Origin of the sequence: Bradyrhizobium sp. LA6.8 (assembly GCF_040547935.1) — a bacterium.
Taxonomy (GTDB): domain Bacteria; phylum Pseudomonadota; class Alphaproteobacteria; order Rhizobiales; family Xanthobacteraceae; genus Bradyrhizobium; species Bradyrhizobium barranii.
This window is the reverse complement of record NZ_JBEPQQ010000003.1, coordinates 678,613-695,281: the sequence shown is the minus strand read 5'-3', so window position 1 is coordinate 695,281 and position 16,669 is coordinate 678,613. Positions and strand designations below refer to the sequence as shown.

General features: G+C 64.0%; 18 protein-coding genes and 1 tRNA gene. 13 read left to right on the top strand and 6 right to left on the bottom strand.

The window, feature by feature from the left end; all coding sequences use genetic code 11:
* Positions 1-50: 50 nt before the first annotated feature.
* Positions 51-767, top strand: a complete 717-nt coding sequence (locus tag ABIA90_RS16930; protein ID WP_354118020.1) for a cation efflux transmembrane domain-containing protein — start codon at positions 51-53, stop codon at positions 765-767.
* A 175-nt stretch (positions 768-942) separates the two neighbouring features.
* On the opposite strand, the gene pepT is transcribed toward ABIA90_RS16930, so the two are convergent.
* From pepT to ABIA90_RS16900, 6 genes are all read right to left on the bottom strand, one after another.
* Positions 943-2,193, bottom strand: coding sequence for a peptidase T (gene pepT / locus ABIA90_RS16925; RefSeq protein ID WP_166342020.1), 1,251 nt, complete (start codon positions 2,191-2,193; stop codon positions 943-945).
* Positions 2,194-2,298: 105 nt separating this feature from the next.
* Entirely contained in the window at positions 2,299-2,628 is a 330-nt protein-coding gene (locus ABIA90_RS16920; RefSeq protein ID WP_028155929.1) for an HU family DNA-binding protein, read from the bottom strand.
* 195 nt (positions 2,629-2,823) lie between these two features.
* A tRNA-Asp gene (locus tag ABIA90_RS16915) sits at positions 2,824-2,900 on the bottom strand.
* Positions 2,901-3,059: 159 nt separating this feature from the next.
* Positions 3,060-3,263: a hypothetical protein gene (locus ABIA90_RS16910; RefSeq protein WP_166097000.1), complete on the bottom strand. Its 204-nt coding sequence runs from the start codon at positions 3,261-3,263 to the stop codon at positions 3,060-3,062.
* A gap of 142 nt (positions 3,264-3,405) precedes the next feature.
* Complete coding sequence (locus ABIA90_RS16905) at positions 3,406-4,701, bottom strand: spinster family MFS transporter (protein WP_354118021.1); 1,296 nt, start codon at positions 4,699-4,701, stop codon at positions 3,406-3,408.
* Positions 4,702-4,821: 120 nt separating this feature from the next.
* Positions 4,822-6,012: a Rieske 2Fe-2S domain-containing protein gene (locus ABIA90_RS16900; RefSeq protein WP_354118022.1), complete on the bottom strand. Its 1,191-nt coding sequence runs from the start codon at positions 6,010-6,012 to the stop codon at positions 4,822-4,824.
* A 183-nt stretch (positions 6,013-6,195) separates the two neighbouring features.
* On the opposite strand from ABIA90_RS16900, the gene ABIA90_RS16895 reads away from it, so the two are divergent.
* From ABIA90_RS16895 to nuoF, 12 genes are all read left to right on the top strand, one after another.
* The gene (locus ABIA90_RS16895) at positions 6,196-6,711 is read left to right on the top strand and encodes a MarR family winged helix-turn-helix transcriptional regulator (RefSeq protein WP_038943030.1); all 516 of its coding nucleotides are present in this window, start codon (positions 6,196-6,198) and stop codon (positions 6,709-6,711) included.
* Between the two features lie 175 nt (positions 6,712-6,886).
* Positions 6,887-9,139 carry a TonB-dependent siderophore receptor gene (locus ABIA90_RS16890; protein ID WP_354118364.1) on the top strand — a complete coding sequence of 751 codons (2,253 nt, stop codon included), beginning with the start codon at positions 6,887-6,889 and terminating at the stop codon, positions 9,137-9,139.
* Between the two features lie 22 nt (positions 9,140-9,161).
* A complete protein-coding gene (locus tag ABIA90_RS16885; protein ID WP_354118023.1) occupies positions 9,162-10,298 on the top strand; it encodes a PepSY-associated TM helix domain-containing protein in 1,137 nt (378 codons plus the stop codon).
* Complete coding sequence (locus ABIA90_RS16880; protein WP_354118024.1) at positions 10,298-10,528, top strand: hypothetical protein; 231 nt, start codon at positions 10,298-10,300, stop codon at positions 10,526-10,528. Before ABIA90_RS16885 ends, ABIA90_RS16880 begins: the two co-directional genes overlap by 1 nt.
* Before the next feature lie 248 nt (positions 10,529-10,776).
* Positions 10,777-11,142, top strand: a complete 366-nt coding sequence (locus ABIA90_RS16875) for an NADH-quinone oxidoreductase subunit A (protein ID WP_063982975.1) — start codon at positions 10,777-10,779, stop codon at positions 11,140-11,142.
* The gene (locus tag ABIA90_RS16870; protein ID WP_038943028.1) at positions 11,133-11,720 is read left to right on the top strand and encodes a NuoB/complex I 20 kDa subunit family protein; all 588 of its coding nucleotides are present in this window, start codon (positions 11,133-11,135) and stop codon (positions 11,718-11,720) included. Before ABIA90_RS16875 ends, ABIA90_RS16870 begins: the two co-directional genes overlap by 10 nt.
* Before the next feature lie 11 nt (positions 11,721-11,731).
* Positions 11,732-12,343, top strand: coding sequence for an NADH-quinone oxidoreductase subunit C (locus tag ABIA90_RS16865; RefSeq protein WP_354118025.1), 612 nt, complete (start codon positions 11,732-11,734; stop codon positions 12,341-12,343).
* A gap of 2 nt (positions 12,344-12,345) precedes the next feature.
* Positions 12,346-13,542, top strand: coding sequence for an NADH-quinone oxidoreductase subunit D (locus ABIA90_RS16860; protein WP_354112915.1), 1,197 nt, complete (start codon positions 12,346-12,348; stop codon positions 13,540-13,542).
* Complete coding sequence (locus ABIA90_RS16855) at positions 13,542-14,504, top strand: FkbM family methyltransferase (protein WP_028149051.1); 963 nt, start codon at positions 13,542-13,544, stop codon at positions 14,502-14,504. The genes ABIA90_RS16860 and ABIA90_RS16855 overlap by 1 nt, the downstream gene beginning before the upstream one ends.
* Positions 14,505-14,515: 11 nt before the next feature.
* On the top strand, positions 14,516-15,127 hold the full coding sequence (gene nuoE, locus ABIA90_RS16850; RefSeq protein WP_028149052.1) for an NADH-quinone oxidoreductase subunit NuoE: 612 nt from the start codon (positions 14,516-14,518) through the stop codon (positions 15,125-15,127).
* On the top strand, positions 15,127-15,327 hold the full coding sequence (locus ABIA90_RS16845; RefSeq protein WP_028149053.1) for a hypothetical protein: 201 nt from the start codon (positions 15,127-15,129) through the stop codon (positions 15,325-15,327). Before nuoE ends, ABIA90_RS16845 begins: the two co-directional genes overlap by 1 nt.
* Before the next feature lie 15 nt (positions 15,328-15,342).
* Positions 15,343-16,668 carry an NADH-quinone oxidoreductase subunit NuoF gene (gene nuoF / locus ABIA90_RS16840; RefSeq protein ID WP_014494861.1) on the top strand — a complete coding sequence of 442 codons (1,326 nt, stop codon included), beginning with the start codon at positions 15,343-15,345 and terminating at the stop codon, positions 16,666-16,668.
* The last annotated feature ends 1 nt before the right edge of the window (position 16,669 follow it).

Genomic DNA, 16,669 nt, shown 5'->3' with positions numbered 1-16,669 from the left:
CCATCGTTACGGTCCCATGGTAAGATAGGAACGCCGCGAGGGAGCTTGGAATGCCCGAAGAGTCTTGCTGCTCGCATGATGCGTGCTGTGGGGAAGCCGCCAAAGCCCGTGTGGAGGAAGTCGCCGCGTCAGGCTGCGCCGACTGCTGCTCGGCGGGCGTTCCGGTCTTCGACGGGCTCGATCCGCGATACAAGCGCGTGCTCTGGACCGTCATCGCCATCAACGCGACGATGTTCGTGAGTGAAATGGCGGCGGGCCATTTGGCCGGCTCCCAGGCTCTCAAGGCCGACGCTCTCGACTTCCTCGCCGATACGGTCACCTACGGCCTGAGTCTTTCGGTGATCGGCGCGAGCATCAAGACGCGTGCCACCGCCGCGTTGTTCAAGGGGTTGTCGCTCAGTGCCATGGCCGCCTGGGTGTTCGGGTCAACGCTCTATCAGACCCTGGTCCTGGGGCTCCCGCGTGCGGAGCTGATGGGAGCGATGAGCCTGGCCGCGCTGGCAGCGAACCTGACCTCGGTTCTCCTGCTCGCGCGCTACAAGGACGGCGACGCCAATGTGCGGTCGGTATGGCTCTGCTCGCGCAATGACGCGATCGGCAACGTCATCGTGATGGTCGCTGCCATCGGTGTATTTGGAACCGCGACGGCATGGCCCGATCTGGCTGTCGCCGCGGTAATGGCTGGAATCTTCCTGACCCCGTCGCTGCAAATCTTGCGGCAAGCATGGGCAGAGTATCGCGGTGGGCAAGCTGCCGTGACTGCCTGAGGGTTGCCTTTGCGCGCGATCCAAACGCGGAAAGGCCCCAGCCCGGGGCTGACCGGCTGAGGCCTTTTGTGCTCACATTCTCATCCTTGGGACTTGAGGCGCTAACGCGCCCCGCTCTGGATCGTTCCGCAGGGCTCGGAATTATTTTGCCCTGCTGCCGGGAGGTGCGGCGTTCCTACGCCTTCTCCTCCCAAATCATCGCGAGATGCACGATCGTCTGCACCGCCTTTTCCATGTCCTGCCGGCTGACCCATTCGAGCCGCGAATGAAACGCGTGCTCGCCGGCGAAGATGTTGGGGCAGGGCAGGCCCATGAAGGACAGGCGCGAGCCGTCGGTGCCGCCGCGGATCGCGGTGCGCATCGGGCGCAGGCCGGCACGGCGGATCGCCTCGATGGCGTATTCGAGGATGTGCGGGTGACGGTCGATCACCTGCTTCATGTTGCGGTACTGCTCCCGCACCTCGAACTTGTAGGTCGAGCGCGGATAGTCCTTCATCACGTCCTTGACGATGTTCTCGAGCAGGACTTCCTTCTCCTTCAGCCCTTCCTCGGTGAAGTCGCGCACGATGAAGGAGAGCGTCGCCTGCTCCAGCGCGCCGTCGATGCCGATCGGATGCAGGAAGCCCTGCTTGCCTGACGTCGTCTCGGGCGAGCAGCCTTCCTTGGGCAGCCGCTCGACGATGGCGGCTGCGATCTTGATCGCGTGCTCCATCTTGCCCTTGGCGTAGCCTGGATGGGCGCTGACGCCGTTGATGGTGATGGTGGCGCCGTCGGCCGAGAAGGTCTCGTCCTCGACGCTGCCGGCGCTCTCGCCGTCCATGGTGTAGCCGAAATCGGCGCCGAGCTTCTTCAGGTCGACATTGTCGACGCCGCGGCCGATCTCCTCGTCCGGCGTGAACAGGATCTTGATGGTGCCGTGCTTCACATCGGGGTTGTTGATGAAGAAATGCGCGGCATCCATGATCTCGGCGACGCCGGCCTTGTTGTCGGCGCCCAAGAGCGTGGTGCCGTCGGTGGTGATGATGTCGTTGCCGATCTGGTTCTTCAGCGCGGGATGTTCAGTGAAACGGATCACCTGGCTGGTATCGCCCGGCAGGGTGATATCGCCGCCGCGATAGTCCTTCACCAGCTGCGGCTTGACGTCCTTGCCGGTCACGTCGGGCGAGGTGTCCATGTGCGAGCAGAAGCAGATCACCGGCACCTTCTTGGTCGTGTTGGCCGGGATCGTTCCGTAGACGTAGCCGAAGTCGTCGAGATGCGCGTCGGCGACGCCCATGGCCTTCAGCTCGGCGGCGAGCACGCGGCCGAGATCTTTCTGTTTCTCGGTCGAGGGCGAGGCCGGGGATTCCGGATCGGACTGGGTGTCGATGGTGACGTAGCGCAGGAAGCGTTCGGTCACGGTGTGCGAAAAGGAGAGGGAGGACATTTCTGGTCAAACCGCCGGGTCTTTGGGGGAAGCAGGCGGTATATCAGAAAAGCGGGCCGTGATGCGGCCGGAACGAAGCGGATCAGGCTTAACGAAACGTAGCTGCTAGATCGCTTCCTTGAGCTCCTTGACCGGGCGGAAGGCGACCTTCTTGCTGGCCTTGATGTGGATCGCCTCGCCGGTGGTGGGGTTGCGGCCGGTGCGGGCGGCGCGCTTGCGGACCTGGAGGATGCCGAGCCCGACGATGCGGACGCGGTCGCCCTTCTTGAGGTGCTTGGCGATCAGATCGACCATGTCGGTCAGGACGGCCTCGGCGTGCTTCTTCGACAAATCCTGGCTCTCCGCGATGTCGGCGGCGAGGTGCTTGAGCGTGATGGTGGCGGGAGCGGCTGCCTTCTTCGCCGAATCCTTCTTGGCCGAATCCTTCTTAGCCATGTCTGGCCTCCTCAATGACAGGGAAGCCCCGGAAAAGCCGGTCAAGCGTGGGGATCCCTCCAAGTCCTGGAAGGCGTAGACGATTCGGGCGCGGGCTGACTATGCCACGAGTTCCCGCCGGACGCCGGCAATCGCCGACAGTGCCGCGAAAGGCATCGAGAAGTTCGGGCTAAGGCTATGAAGGGATTGCCAAAATGGCGCGAGAGACGGGGCTCGAACCCGCGACCTCCGGCGTGACAGGCCGGCGCTCTAACCAACTGAGCTACTCCCGCGTGGTTCGCTGAAAGCGCGCGGAACGAGGGGGGACTTAAAGGCGGGGCTTGGTGAAGTCAAGGACGTTGCGCTTTGTCAGGACGCATCGGCTAAGCATTGCTCTGGAAAACGAAAAAGGCCGCCAGGCGGCGGCCTCGGTCAGCCCGAAACAGGGCGTGTCAGCGAATCTCCGACGTGCCTGCGCTGGTCACGGCCACCGGCTTGCCGGCCTTGATCACGTGAGCCGATTGGGCAGTCTGGCTGTAATCGACGTTGGTGCGGGCTGCGATCCCGAAGCCGGCGACCAAAATACCGGCAACCAGCGCCACCACCACGATCTTCAGGTGGGTGCCACGATCAGCCGAGTGAATTGAGTGGTTCATATGAGCCTCCCGACGGGCTTAGCCGCCGTCTATGGGCTCATGTCTTAAGGACCATCTGTTTCCGGATGGTTTCGCGGGTTCCGCAAAATGGTTTCATTAATACGCCCGCTTGGTTTCGCCGGGCTGGCGGCCGGAACGGGTCTCAGGCGGCCGCCCGGCCGATATCGCCCCGGATCGTGCGGGCCGCCCAGACGAACAGCAGGGCGCCCAGCGTGGTCGTGACCGCCGCCGAGAGCAGGGAATAGCGCACGGCGTCCGCGCCGTAAGTGCCCTTGAGGGCGTCGTTGACCATGCCGACGGCAAGCGGGCCGACGCCCTGGCCGAAGCAGGTGGCGGTGAGCGCGATCAGGGCGGAGGCGAGCGCCCGCATGCTTGGCTTGGCCACCGTCTGCGCGATCGCGAAGATCGGTCCGAGATGGAAGCCGACCAGGAACGAGGTCAGCGCTAGCATCGCGACCATCATCGAGAAATCCTGCGTCAGCATGCACAGCGCGAACACCGGGCCGGCCAGCCCTGAGGTGATCGCCGGCGCCCACAGCTTCCAGCGGTCGTCGCGGCGGCTGATCTGCGCCACCACGAAGCCGCCGAGCAGGGTGCCGGCCATGCCGGCGAGCCCCTTGAAGGTGCCGGCATAGGTGCCGATCTCGGCGCTCGACAGATGGTGCACGCGCGCCAGGAACGGCGGGATCCAGGCCGCCGTTGCGTAGTTCGTATAGGTGGTGAGGCAGAAGCCGATCAGCACGATGATGAAGCTCTGCTGCGAGGCCAGGAAGCGCAGTGTCGGCCCGAGCGGCTCGGGCACGAAACTCTCCTGCATCGCGCCGCGCTTCGGCTCGGAGATCGTCAGCCACAGAATCAATGCGAGCAGGATGCCGGGCAGGCCGGCGACATAGAACGCCATCCGCCAGCCAAAGTGCTGGTTGACGTAGCCGCCGATGAAATAGCCGAGGAAGACGCCGAGATAGGTGCCGATGGCGTAGATGCCGAGCGCGCGCGGGCGCTCGTTCTTGGTGAAGAGATCGGCGACGATCGACTGCGAAGCGGGCGAGCCCGCGGATTCGCCGATGCCGACGCCGATGCGCGCCAGCGCCAGCGAGGTCACGCTCGAAGCCGCGCCGCACAGCGCCGTCATCGCGCTCCAGAACGCAAGGGCCACCGCGACGATGTTGCGTCGGTTGAGCCGGTCGGCGACGCGCGCGATAGGAATGCCGAGCAGGGAATAGAACAGTGCGAAGCCGAAGCCCGCGAGCAGGCCCATCATGGTGTCGCTGAGCTGAAACTCCTTCTTGATCGGCTCGATCAGGACGTTGAAGATCGTGCGGTCGAGGAAGTTCAGCGCATAGATGATGGTGAGCAGGCCCAGCACGTAATAGCGCCGCGCCGGGGGCTTTGCCGCCGCAGTCGTCTGCACCGACATCTGTGACGTCACATCGACCATCGCATCCCCCCAATTTGTCTTTGCTATCGTTGCCGGTCCAGCCCTTCGTGAGGCTGGTCGAGAGCGTTTTCGAGCGAAGTGGATACCGGTTCGCGTGAAGAAAACGCGCCAAACAAAAACTCAGCCTTCGCGGATGTAATTCCCCGCTTCGAATTCGACCGGCGCAGCACTTGTATCGAACGACACGCCGATCGGATCGCGGTCTGCCTCCATCGCCTCCAGTTGCTCGCTCAGCATGCGCCGGATCATCAGGATGCCGCGGTCGCTCTGGCCGAAATGCTCCTCGGAGTGGATGGTCTGCGGGCCCTGGCCGACCTGGGCCTCGTAATCGCCCGGGAATTGCTGGTGCTCGGCTTCCGTCATGTCCCACCAGAATTTGCCGTTGAACTTCGAGCGCATGCGGCCGATGTCGCCGGAAGTCTTGACGCGGCCGGCGACATAGATGCGGAACGAGGTGTCGTCGATCGGCAGCGTCCAGCCGATCGACTCGACGCGGGCGAATTGCGCCACGCGCGGGTTCGGCACGACACGGAGCGTGGGGAGGGCCGCTTCGGTGACGCGATAAAACACCTTGCCGTCGTCCTGCTTGCGGATCGAGCGCACGGCGATGCCGCGCGGCGTCTTGTCGAACTTCACCTCCGGCATCGAGGCCATCATGTTGGTGAATTGCGGCCCCGAGAACGAGCCGTGCAGCACCGGCACGTGATAGGGATCGACCACGTTCTCGAAATGCTGCAGCCAGTTGCAGGGGATGATCGCGGGGCCGCCGCCGCCGATCGAGGAATCGTCGGCCTCGACGAACTCGCCGTCGTCCATGTTTTCCAGGCATTCGTAAGCCGGCAGCACCGGGCGTTTCTCGGCCGGGCCCATATAGGCGAAGATCAGCCCGTAGCGCTCCTCGACCGGGTACCAGGGCTGGCGCACCTTGTCCTTGAACTGGCCGCCGTCGGGCTCGCAGGGCTGCTCGAGGCAGTGGCCCTCGGCGTCGAACTTCCAGCCGTGATAGCAGCAGCGGATGCCGTCCTCCTCGACCTTGCCGTAATAGAGCGTGGTGCCGCGATGGCAGCAGCGCGCGTGCAACAGGCCGGCGCGGCCGTGCTTATCGCGGAACAGCACCAGATCCTCGCCGAGCGCGCGGACCTTCTTCGGCGTGTCGGTGGCGTCGCTGACCAGCCCGACCGGATGCCAGTAGCGGCGCAGCAACTCGCCCATCGGCGTGCCGCGAGCGACCGAGGTGAGCTCGGTGCGCGTGTGCGCCGGCTTCATCGCATAGGCGGTGCCGAGATCGCGATCCCGCTGGGTCATCGTCATGCTGTTCCTCCCGCCGCTGGCCTTGGGTGGCCGGGTCGTTTTGATGCGGTGACCCAGTGAAAAATAATTCGATGACAATGTCAACGATATTCCAGAATGCCTCTTAATCGCATTTGGAATCAGGTTGGGGAGGTTGCGCTACCAGCGCTTGGCACGCCCCGGCTTTCTTGGCAGAGGTGGATCATGAGCCAGACATCGAGCAGGGACGGGCACGCATCGCCCGATGCGGACGAAAGCCACTCGCCGGCGCCGATCACCGTGATGCTGTCGTCACGGCTGATGGTGCTCGCCAATTTGCTCAAGCGCGGCGCGATCCTGCGCTACAAGCGCCTCGCCGGATTGTCCTCGGTCGAGTTCGGTCTGGTCGCCTCGCTCGGTCGCCGTCCGCCGATGAGCGTGGCGCGGCTCGCCGAAGCGGTCGGCCAGGACAAGGGCCAGATCAGCCGCGCGCTCGCGGAGCTCGTCTCGCGCAAGCTGATCGCGAAGTCGGCGAACCCGAAGGACAGCCGCGAGGTGCTGGTCGCGCTGACCGCGGCAGGGCTCGCTGCGCATGATGCGATCGTCGAAGGCGCGCAGGAGCGCAATCGGCAATTGCTCGAACAGTTGAGCAAGGACGAGTTCGAGACGCTGCTGGCGCAGATCGACCGTCTCACGGCGACAGCCGAGAAGATGCTCGAAGCCGAGAAAGTTTCACGCTGATCTCTCGGAAATCTCCGGGAATGTTGGATCATTTCTAAGAACCCTTCTAAGAGGTTTTCAATTAGGGAATTCGCGCGCGCTCACCTAAGCGTCACTGCAAGCGCCTGCCGTTGGGGGAACGACGGCATGACGCAAGCAAACAGACATTTTGGGGTGCGCGTTGAACAGTCTTCGTATGCTGCGGTCGGTCGTCTTGGCGACCGCGTCTGCTTTCGCAGTGGTACCGCAGGCATCGCTTGCGCAGTCCTCGGCGCAAGGCGGTGCGCAAAACCTGCCGTCGGTCACCGTCAACGCGCCGGAAGCACGACGCCGCGCACCTGCTGCGGCCGCCCGCCGCGTGGCGCGGCCGTCGGTAGAGACCGCCGCCAGCCGCAGACCGCTTCAGCAGCGCAATGTCGGCTTCGTCGAGACGCCGCGCGGTCCGGTGAACGGCTACGTCGCCAACCGCAGCTCGTCGGGCACTAAGACCAACACGCCGATCATGGAGACGCCGCAATCGGTGTCGGTGATCGGCGCGGATCAGATCCGCGACCAGAAGGCGACCAAGCTCGACGAGGTTCTGCGCTACACCGCCGGCGTGCGGGCTGGCACCTTCGGTGCGGACACGCGCAACGATTGGTGGCTGATCCGCGGCTTCAAGTCCGACGACATCGGACTGTTTCTCGACGGCACGCAGCTGTTCTACACGGCCTATGCGAGCTGGCGGCTTCCGCCGTCCAATATGGAGCGAGTCGAGGTGTTACGCGGCCCGTCGGCGGTGCTCTATGGTGGATCGAGCCCGAGCGGCATCGTCAACGTCATCAGCAAGATGCCGCCGACCGAGCCGATCCGCTACATCGAGACCGGCGTCAACAATTTCGGCAACGCCTATGTCGGCTTCGATGTCGGCGGGCCCGTTGCAACGCAGCCCCAGGACGGCAAGCTGTTCTACCGCGTCGTCGGCGAGATCAGGAACGGCGACACGCAGGTCAACTTCACGCCGGACAACAACTACTTCATTGCGCCGTCCTTCACCTGGAAGCCGGATGCCGATACGACTTTCACGGTTCTGGCGTCGGCATCGAAGACCGACACCCGCGGCATCAACTTCCTGCCTTACCAGGGCACGGTGACCAACGCGCCGTTCGGCAAGATCCCGACCAGCTTCTTCGCCGGCGATCCCAGCGTCGACAAGTTCACGCGCGAGCAGGAGATGCTCGGCTATCAGTTCGAGCGCAATGTCACCGACGATCTAACGTTCCGGCAGAATGCGCGATTTGCGCATATCGACCTGACCTATCGCGGTTACATCGGCAACGGCTGGGACAATATCAATGCGGCCTCTCTCGGTCGCTACAATTGGTATGCGAAGGATACCGCCAACCAGGCCGATCTCGACAACCAGCTGGAATATCGCTTCAACACCGGTCCTGTCAGTCACACGATGCTGTTCGGTGTCGATCTGAAGGGCTATCAGATCGACGACTATCAGGCCTTCAACTTCGGCACCGTTCCTCCGATCAATGTGCTCAATCCGGTCTACGGCATTAACATCCCGCTCACAGGCCCGCCGTTCCGTAACTTCCTGATCACGCAGAAGCAGGCCGGCACCTACCTCCAGGACCAGATGAAGCTCGGTAACTTCACGCTGGTGCTGAGCGGCCGCAACGACTGGGTCGAGACGACGCAGGCCGCCCGTGACACTGGGGCGACGCTCGCCAGCAACAATGACAGCCAGTTCAGCGGTCGCGCAGGCTTGATCTACAATTTCGACAACGGCATCGCGCCCTACATCTCCTACGCGACGAGTTTCAACCCGATTATCGGGCTCAACGCGCAAAATCAGCTGTTCCAGCCGGAGACCGGCCAGCAGGCCGAAATCGGCGTCAAGGTCGCCCCCAAGGGATTTGATGGCTACTTCACTGCCTCGGTGTTCAACCTGAAGCGCCAGAATGTACCCACTACCGATCCGATCATCACCACGCTGCAGAACCAAACCGGCGAGGTGACCTCGCGCGGCATCGAGCTCGAAGCGGTCGCAAATGCGACGAAGGAGTTAAAGTTCATCGGCGCCTTCACGGCCTATCATCTCTTCACCAGCAGGGACCTGAACCCGGCGCTGGTCGGCAAGACGCCGACCAACACGCCTGAGCTCCTGGTCTCGGGCTGGGCCGACTACACATTCAAGGACGGACCGCTTGCGGGATTCGGCTTCGGCGGCGGCGTGCGCTATGTCGGCGCCTCCTGGGCGGACGCCGCCAACACCCTCGAGGTTCCCGCGGTCGTGCTCGGCGACCTCGCGGTCCACTACGAGTGGCAGAACTGGCGCACGGCAATCAACGTGATCAACCTGACCGACAAGATCTATGTCGCAAGCTGCGCGGCGGCCTCGTCATGCTTCTACGGCGACCGCCGGCGCGTCACCGCCAGCGTCTCCTACAAGTGGTAGGCACCGGCGAGGGGAGGGCCTCGTGAAGGCGCGCACGGTCAGGCTCTGGTCCGTGGTCCACACCTGGACCAGCCTGATCTCGACCGTCTTCCTGCTGCTGCTCTGCCTGACCGGCCTGCCGCTGATCTTCCATCACGAGATCGATGAGCTCCTGGGCTATGCCCCCCAGCCCGAAGCTCATGCGGGCGCGGCGCGTGCGACGACGCAAGCCGTCGCCGACGCCGCGCTCGCCGCCGATCCCGGCCGGGTGCTGCAATATATCGCCTGGGACAAGGACGAGCCCGGGATCGTGACCGCGTTCACCAACAGCGCCGTCGACGGGCTGCCCGACAACACGACCGTGCGCGCGTTCGATGCGATGTCGACCAAGCTGCTCGGACCGGTCGGCATCGGGCCGATGCTGATCATGCTCAAGCTGCATACCGACATGTTTGCCGGCCAGCCCGGAAAGCTGTTCCTCGGCGGGATGGGCCTGCTGTTCGCAATCGCCATCATCTCCGGCGTGGTGCTGTACTGGCCGTTCACCCGCCGACTGCGCTTTGCCACCATTCGCGGCCACGCCTCGCGCCGCGTGCGCTGGCTCGACTGGCACAATCTGATCGGCGTGGTGACGGTGGCCTGGGCACTGGTGGTTGGCCTCACCGGCGTCGTCAACACCTGGGCCGAGCTGATGCTCAACCAGTGGAAGGCCACTGAGCTTGCCAGCATGGTCGCGCCCTATGCCGGCAAGCCGCCGCCGTCGCATCTGGCTTCGCTCGACGACGTCGTGGCGCGCGCGAGGCAGACGGCGCCCGGGATGGAGGTTGCCTTCATCGCGTTTCCGGGAACGCCGTTCACGTCGTCGCACCACTTCGCTGCCTTCATGCGCGGCGACACGGCGCTGACGGCGCGGCTGCTCAAGCCGGTCCTGCTCGACGGCGAAACAGGGGAGGTCGCCGACAGCCGGGCGCTGCCGGTCTATCTCCAGGCGCTCCTGATCTCGCAGCCGCTGCATTTCGGCGATTATGGCGGGATGCCGCTCAAGGTGATCTGGGCCGTGCTCGACATTCTCACGATCGTTGTGATCGGCAGTGGCCTCTATCTCTGGCTGGCACGGCGGCGCAAGCGCGCGCCCGCCCGGACCGACGCATTCGCCAGACGAACCCCGGTCCCGTCGTGATGCATGGCTCCTCTGACCGCTCGGGCCTGTGGATACGTGTCTTTGCTGCACCCATCCTGCTCGCGGCTGCGACCGTCACCGGCCTGCTGGCTGCGCTGCTCTGGGGAACGGTCGGCCAGTATGTCGCCTGGGTGACGGTGGGAGCCCCGGTGCTGGTCATTGTCTGGGTTTGGGTGCGCTGCCGCACCCAAAAAACCGGGCAATTATCGCGGACGACACGCGGCAAATAGCTGCCTCGGCCCGTGTGCCGCAATCCTCGAACGGCTGCCCTGCAAAACTGTGGCCGCCCTTGCTGGGATTGGCGATCTGCTCCATACCAGCCGCGGGGCGATTCCGGGATTTCTATCGTTCTGGGGGCGGCAAAGGGCCTAAAAAGAGCGTGTCTTGCGCCCATTGGTGCACTGCGCTAAGGCTCAGAACAATTCCAAACTGGACGAATCCGTGGCTGTCCCGAGGCTGCGGGAAAAAGGGCTCGTCAATGAGCGGCATTCTGCAGAACTATCTTCCACTCGTCGTCTTTATAGGGGTAGCGGGCCTCATCGGCCTCGTGCTGCTGATCGCGCCCTTCATCGTGGCGTTCCAGCAGCCGGACCCGGAAAAGCTGTCGGCGTATGAGTGCGGTTTCAACGCCTTCGACGACGCTCGCATGAAGTTCGACGTCCGCTTCTATCTGGTCGCCATCCTCTTCATCATCTTCGACCTCGAGGTGGCGTTCCTGTTTCCCTGGGCGGTGGCGTTCGGCAAGCTTGGCGCGACCGGCTTCTGGTCCATGTTGGTGTTCCTCGGCGTGCTGACGGTCGGGTTCGCCTATGAATGGAAGAAAGGAGCACTGGAATGGGATTGAACCCTGCAACGGCCTCGGGTCCGGTCGTCGCGCCGGCCCCCAAGGGCATCCTTGATCCGTCGACCGGCAGGCCGGTTGGCGCCAACGATCCGTTTTTCCTCGAGGTCAACTCCGAGCTGTCCGACAAGGGCTTCTTCGTGGCCGCGACAGACGACCTCATCACCTGGGCCCGTACCGGCTCGCTGATGTGGATGACCTTCGGTCTCGCCTGCTGCGCGGTCGAGATGATGCAGGTCTCGATGCCGCGCTACGACGTCGAGCGCTTCGGCTTCGCCCCGCGGGCCTCGCCGCGCCAGTCCGACGTGATGATCGTCGCCGGCACGCTGACCAACAAGATGGCGCCTGCGCTGCGCAAGGTCTACGACCAGATGCCCGAGCCGCGCTACGTCATCTCGATGGGCTCCTGCGCCAATGGCGGCGGCTACTACCACTATTCCTACTCGGTCGTGCGCGGCTGCGACCGCATCGTGCCGATCGACATCTACGTGCCGGGCTGCCCGCCCACGGCGGAAGCGCTGCTCTACGGCGTGCTGCTGCTGCAGAAGAAGATCCGCCGCACCGGCACCATCGAACGCTAAGGTTTTACGTCATGGACGACGCCAAGCTCGACGCCCTGGGGCAGACGATCGTTAGCGCGCTTCCGGGCGCCGCCATCCGTCATTCGGTTGCCTTCAACCAGCTCACGGTGGATGTCGAGGTCAGCAAGATCGTCGAGGTGGTCAAGTACCTCCGCGACGATCCGAAATGCCGGTTCATCAACTTCACCGACATCACGGCCGCAGACTATCCGTCGCGCGAGAAACGCTTCGACGTGATCTATCACTTCCTGTCCCCGACCCTGAACACGCGGATCCGGCTCAAGGCCCAGGCCGACGAGACCACGCAGGTGCCGTCGCTGATCGACGTGTTCCCCGGCGCGGACTGGTTCGAGCGCGAGGCCTACGACCTCTATGGCGTGTTCTTCGTCGGTCACCCCGACATGCGCCGCCTGCTGACCGACTACGGTTTCGAGGGCCATCCGCTGCGCAAGGATTTCCCGACCACCGGTTTCGTCGAGGTTCGCTACGACGACCAGGAGAAGCGGGTGGTGTACGAGCCTGTCCGGCTCAACCAGGAATTCCGCAAGTTCGATTTCCTCTCGCCGTGGGAAGGGGCGGACTATCCGCTTCCCGGTGACGAGAAGGCGGGACCGAAGGTCTGATCATGAACGAGCAACCCGAACAGCTTCGCAATTTCACCATCAACTTCGGGCCCCAGCATCCGGCTGCGCACGGCGTGCTGCGTCTGGTCCTTGAGCTTGACGGCGAGATCGTCGCGCGCGTCGACCCGCATATCGGCCTGCTTCACCGCGGCACCGAGAAGCTGATCGAGCAGAAGACCTATCTCCAGGCGATCCCTTATTTCGACCGGCTCGACTACGTCGCGCCGATGAACCAGGAGCACGCCTTCTGCCTCGCCGCTGAGAAGCTGCTCGGCATCGAGGTGCCGCGCCGCGGCCAGCTGATCCGCGTGCTCTATTGCGAGATCGGCCGCATCCTCTCGCACCTCCTCAACGTCACCACGCAGGCGATGGACGTCGGCGCGCTGACCCCGCCGCTGTGGGGCTTCGAAGAGCGCGAGAAGCTGATGGTGTTCTACGAGCGCGCCTCCGGCAGCCGTATGCACGCAGCCTTCTTCCGCGTCGGCGGCGTGCATCAGGATCTGCCGCAGAAGCTGGTCGACGACATCGAGGCCTGGTGCGATCCGTTCCTGAAGGTCGTGGACGACCTCGATCGTCTCCTCACCGCCAACCGCATCTTCAAGCAGCGCAACGTCGACATCGGCGTGGTGCCGCTCAAGGAAGCCTGGGAGTGGGGTTTTTCGGGCGTCATGGTGCGCGGCTCGGGCGCGGCCTGGGACCTGCGCAAGTCGCAGCCCTATGAATGCTACGCCGAGATGGATTTCGACATCCCGATCGGAAAGAACGGCGACTGCTACGATCGTTACCTGATCCGCATGGAAGAGATGCGCCAGTCCGTGCGCATCATGAAGCAGTGCATCCAGAAGCTGAACGCAGCCGACGGGAAGGGGCCTGTCGTCGTCGAAGACAACAAGGTCGCGCCGCCGCGCCGCGGCGAGATGAAGCGCTCGATGGAAGCGCTGATCCATCACTTCAAGCTCTACACCGAAGGCGTCCACGTGCCGGCCGGCGAGGTCTACACCGCGGTCGAGGCGCCGAAGGGCGAGTTCGGCGTCTATCTGATCTCCGACGGCACCAACAAGCCCTACAAGTGCAAGATCCGCGCGCCGGGCTTTGCGCATCTTCAGGCGATGGACCACATCTGCCGCGGCCATCTGCTCGCCGACGTCTCGGCGATCCTCGGCTCGCTCGACATCGTGTTCGGAGAGGTCGATCGGTGATGGCGCAGGCGCCAATCCAGTTTGACCGTGCCTCGGGGGCCCTTGAAGGGGCCAACCTGTGGGAGCGGACGGCTGCCTTGGCGCTGGTGACGGGATCGAAGATCTCCTCGCACTTCTCGCACATGGGCTACATCGCCTGCGCGAACCTGCTGCGGAAGACGCTGCCCGAGCGCAACATCGCGATCAGGCTCAATCCCGACGCCGTGTTCGAATTCCCCTACGGCGACGGTTATTGGAGCAAGCTGCTCAACCGCTCCTACAATTACGAGGACGAGCTGGAGGTCCTGTTCGCCGACTCCATCGACGTCGACTACACGCTGCTCGATTGCGGCGCCAATTACGGCTACTGGTCGGTGCTGGTCTCGAGCAAGCCGTTCGGATCGCACAAGGCGATCGCGATCGAGCCGTCGGGGCAGAACTATCCGAAGCTTGCCAACAACGCTCGCGTCAACGGCAACCGCTTCGAGACCCTGAAATGCGCGATCGGAGCGGCGCGCGGTACCGCGCGGCTGTCAGGCACCAAGCATGAGGCCTTCAGCATCGCCGGCGCACCGTCGGCGGGCGGTGAGGACGTGCCGGTTCTCGCGCTCGACAATCTCATCGATGACGGCAAGGTGGCGGCCCACGGCAAGTACCTGATCAAGCTCGACGTCGAGGGCGTCGAGATCGAGGCGATCAAGGGCGGCGCACGGCTGCTTGAGACCGACAGCGTCATCATGTGCGAGGAGCACGGCAGCGATCGCAGCCATGCGGTGTCGCGCTTTATCCTCGAACAGACGCCGCTGAAGCTGATCGTGTTCGATCCGCGCAGCAACCGGATGGAGACCGTGACCGAGCTGTCGATCCTCGACCGCATCAAGGTCTCGACCCACGTCGGCTACAACGTTTTCGGCACCGCAAGCGCATTCTGGCAGGACAGGATCGATGCCCTGAATGCGAAAACCGCGCGCCGTATGCAGTGAGAGATTAAGAGATGTCCGTTCGCCGATTAGCACCGAAGGAAGTCCAGCCCGCGAGCTTTGCGTTCACGGAGGAGAACCTCGCGTTCGCCAAGCAGCAGATCGCGAAATATCCGGCCGGCCGGCAAGCCTCCGCTGTCATCGCCATCCTCTGGCGCGTCCAGGAACAGCACGACGGCTGGGTGTCGGAAGCCGCGATCCGCGCCGTCGCCGATCTGCTCGACATGCCCTATATCCGCGTGCTCGAGGTCGCGACCTTCTACACGATGTTCCAGCTCGCCCCCGTCGGCAAGAAGGCCCACGTCCAGGTCTGCGGCACCACGCCGTGCCGCCTGCGCGGTGCCGAGGATCTCATCCACGTCTGCGAGCACCGCATCCACCACGAGCCGTTCCATCTCTCCAAGGACGGCAATTTCAGCTGGGAAGAGGTGGAATGCCTCGGTGCCTGCGTGAATGCGCCGATGGTGCTGATCGGCAAGGACACCTATGAGGATTTGACCAAGGAAACCTTTGGCAAGGTGCTCGACGGCTTCGCCTCGGGCAATCCGCCGAAGCCCGGTCCGCAGAACGGCCGCCAGTTCTCGGCGCCGACGGGCGGGCCGACCACGCTGAAGGAGATCACCTGATGCGCGATCTCCCCGCAATTGGAGGGAACGAGGCCGTGAACAAATGGGGCTTCGTCGCCATGCATGCCGCGGTCGCGGCCGCCTTCATGTTCCTGCTGCAGCGCTTCGTGATGAACGCGACGCAGGAGAGCAGCCTACTCTGGGCGCTGACCTTCGCCGTCTGCGCCGCCGGACTTGCCTACAAGCAGTCCAATCGTTGATCGGAAAGCACTGAAATGCTCGAGGACAAGGACCGCATCTTCAAGAACCTCTACGGCCTCCACGACTGGGGGCTCGAGGGCGCGCGGCGCCGCGGCGCCTGGGATGGTACGAAGAATATCATCGACAAGGGCCGTGACTGGATCATCAACGAGATGAAGGCGTCGGGCCTGCGCGGGCGCGGTGGCGCCGGCTTCCCGACCGGCCTGAAATGGTCGTTCATGCCGAAGGAATCGACCGACGGCCGGCCGAGCTATCTCGTCGTCAACGCCGACGAATCCGAGCCCGGCACCTGCAAGGATCGCGAGATCATGCGGCACGATCCGCATCTCCTGATCGAGGGCTGCCTGATCGCGAGCTGCGCGATGAACGCGCATGCCTGCTACATCTATGTCCGCGGCGAGTTCATCCGCGAGCGCGAGCATCTCCAGGCCGCGATCGACCAGGCCTATGAGGCGAAGCTCGTCGGCAAGGACAATGTCAACGGCTGGCCGTTCGACATCTACGTCGCGCACGGCGCCGGCGCCTATATCTGCGGCGAGGAGACCGCGCTGCTCGAAAGCCTCGAAGGCAAGAAGGGCCAGCCGCGCCTGAAGCCGCCGTTCCCGGCCAATGTCGGCCTGTTCGGCTGCCCGACCACCGTCAACAACGTCGAGTCGATCGCGGTTGCGCCCGACATCCTGCGCCGCGGCGCAGCCTGGTTCGCCGGCATCGGCCGTCCGAACAATGTCGGCACCAAGCTGTTCTGCATCTCCGGCCATGTCGAGCGGCCCTGCAACGTCGAAGAGGCCATGGGCATTCCGTTCCGTGAGCTGATCGAGAAGCATTGCGGCGGCATCCGCGGCGGCTGGGACAACCTCAAGGCCGTGATCCCCGGTGGCTCCTCGGTGCGCATGGTGCCGGCCGAGCAGATCATCGACACGCCGATGGATTTCGATTCCCTGAGCAAGCTGCGCTCAGGCCTCGGCACCGCGGCCGTGATCGTGATGGACAAGTCGACCGACCTGATCCGCTCCATCGCCCGCATCTCCTATTTCTACAAGCATGAGAGCTGTGGCCAGTGCACGCCATGCCGCGAAGGCACCGGCTGGATGTGGCGCGTCTTGACCCGCATGGCCGACGGCCGCGCCCACAAGCGCGAGATCGACATGCTGCTCGAAGTCACCAAGCAGGTCGAAGGCCACACCATCTGCGCGCTCGGCGACGCAGCCGCCTGGCCGATCCAGGGCCTGATCGCGCATTTCCGTCACGAGATCGAAGCGCGCATCGACCAGTATTCGCACAAGGCTGACATCGACGATATCGGCGTCCGCGATCCCGTGAACATGGTCGCGGCGGAGTAGA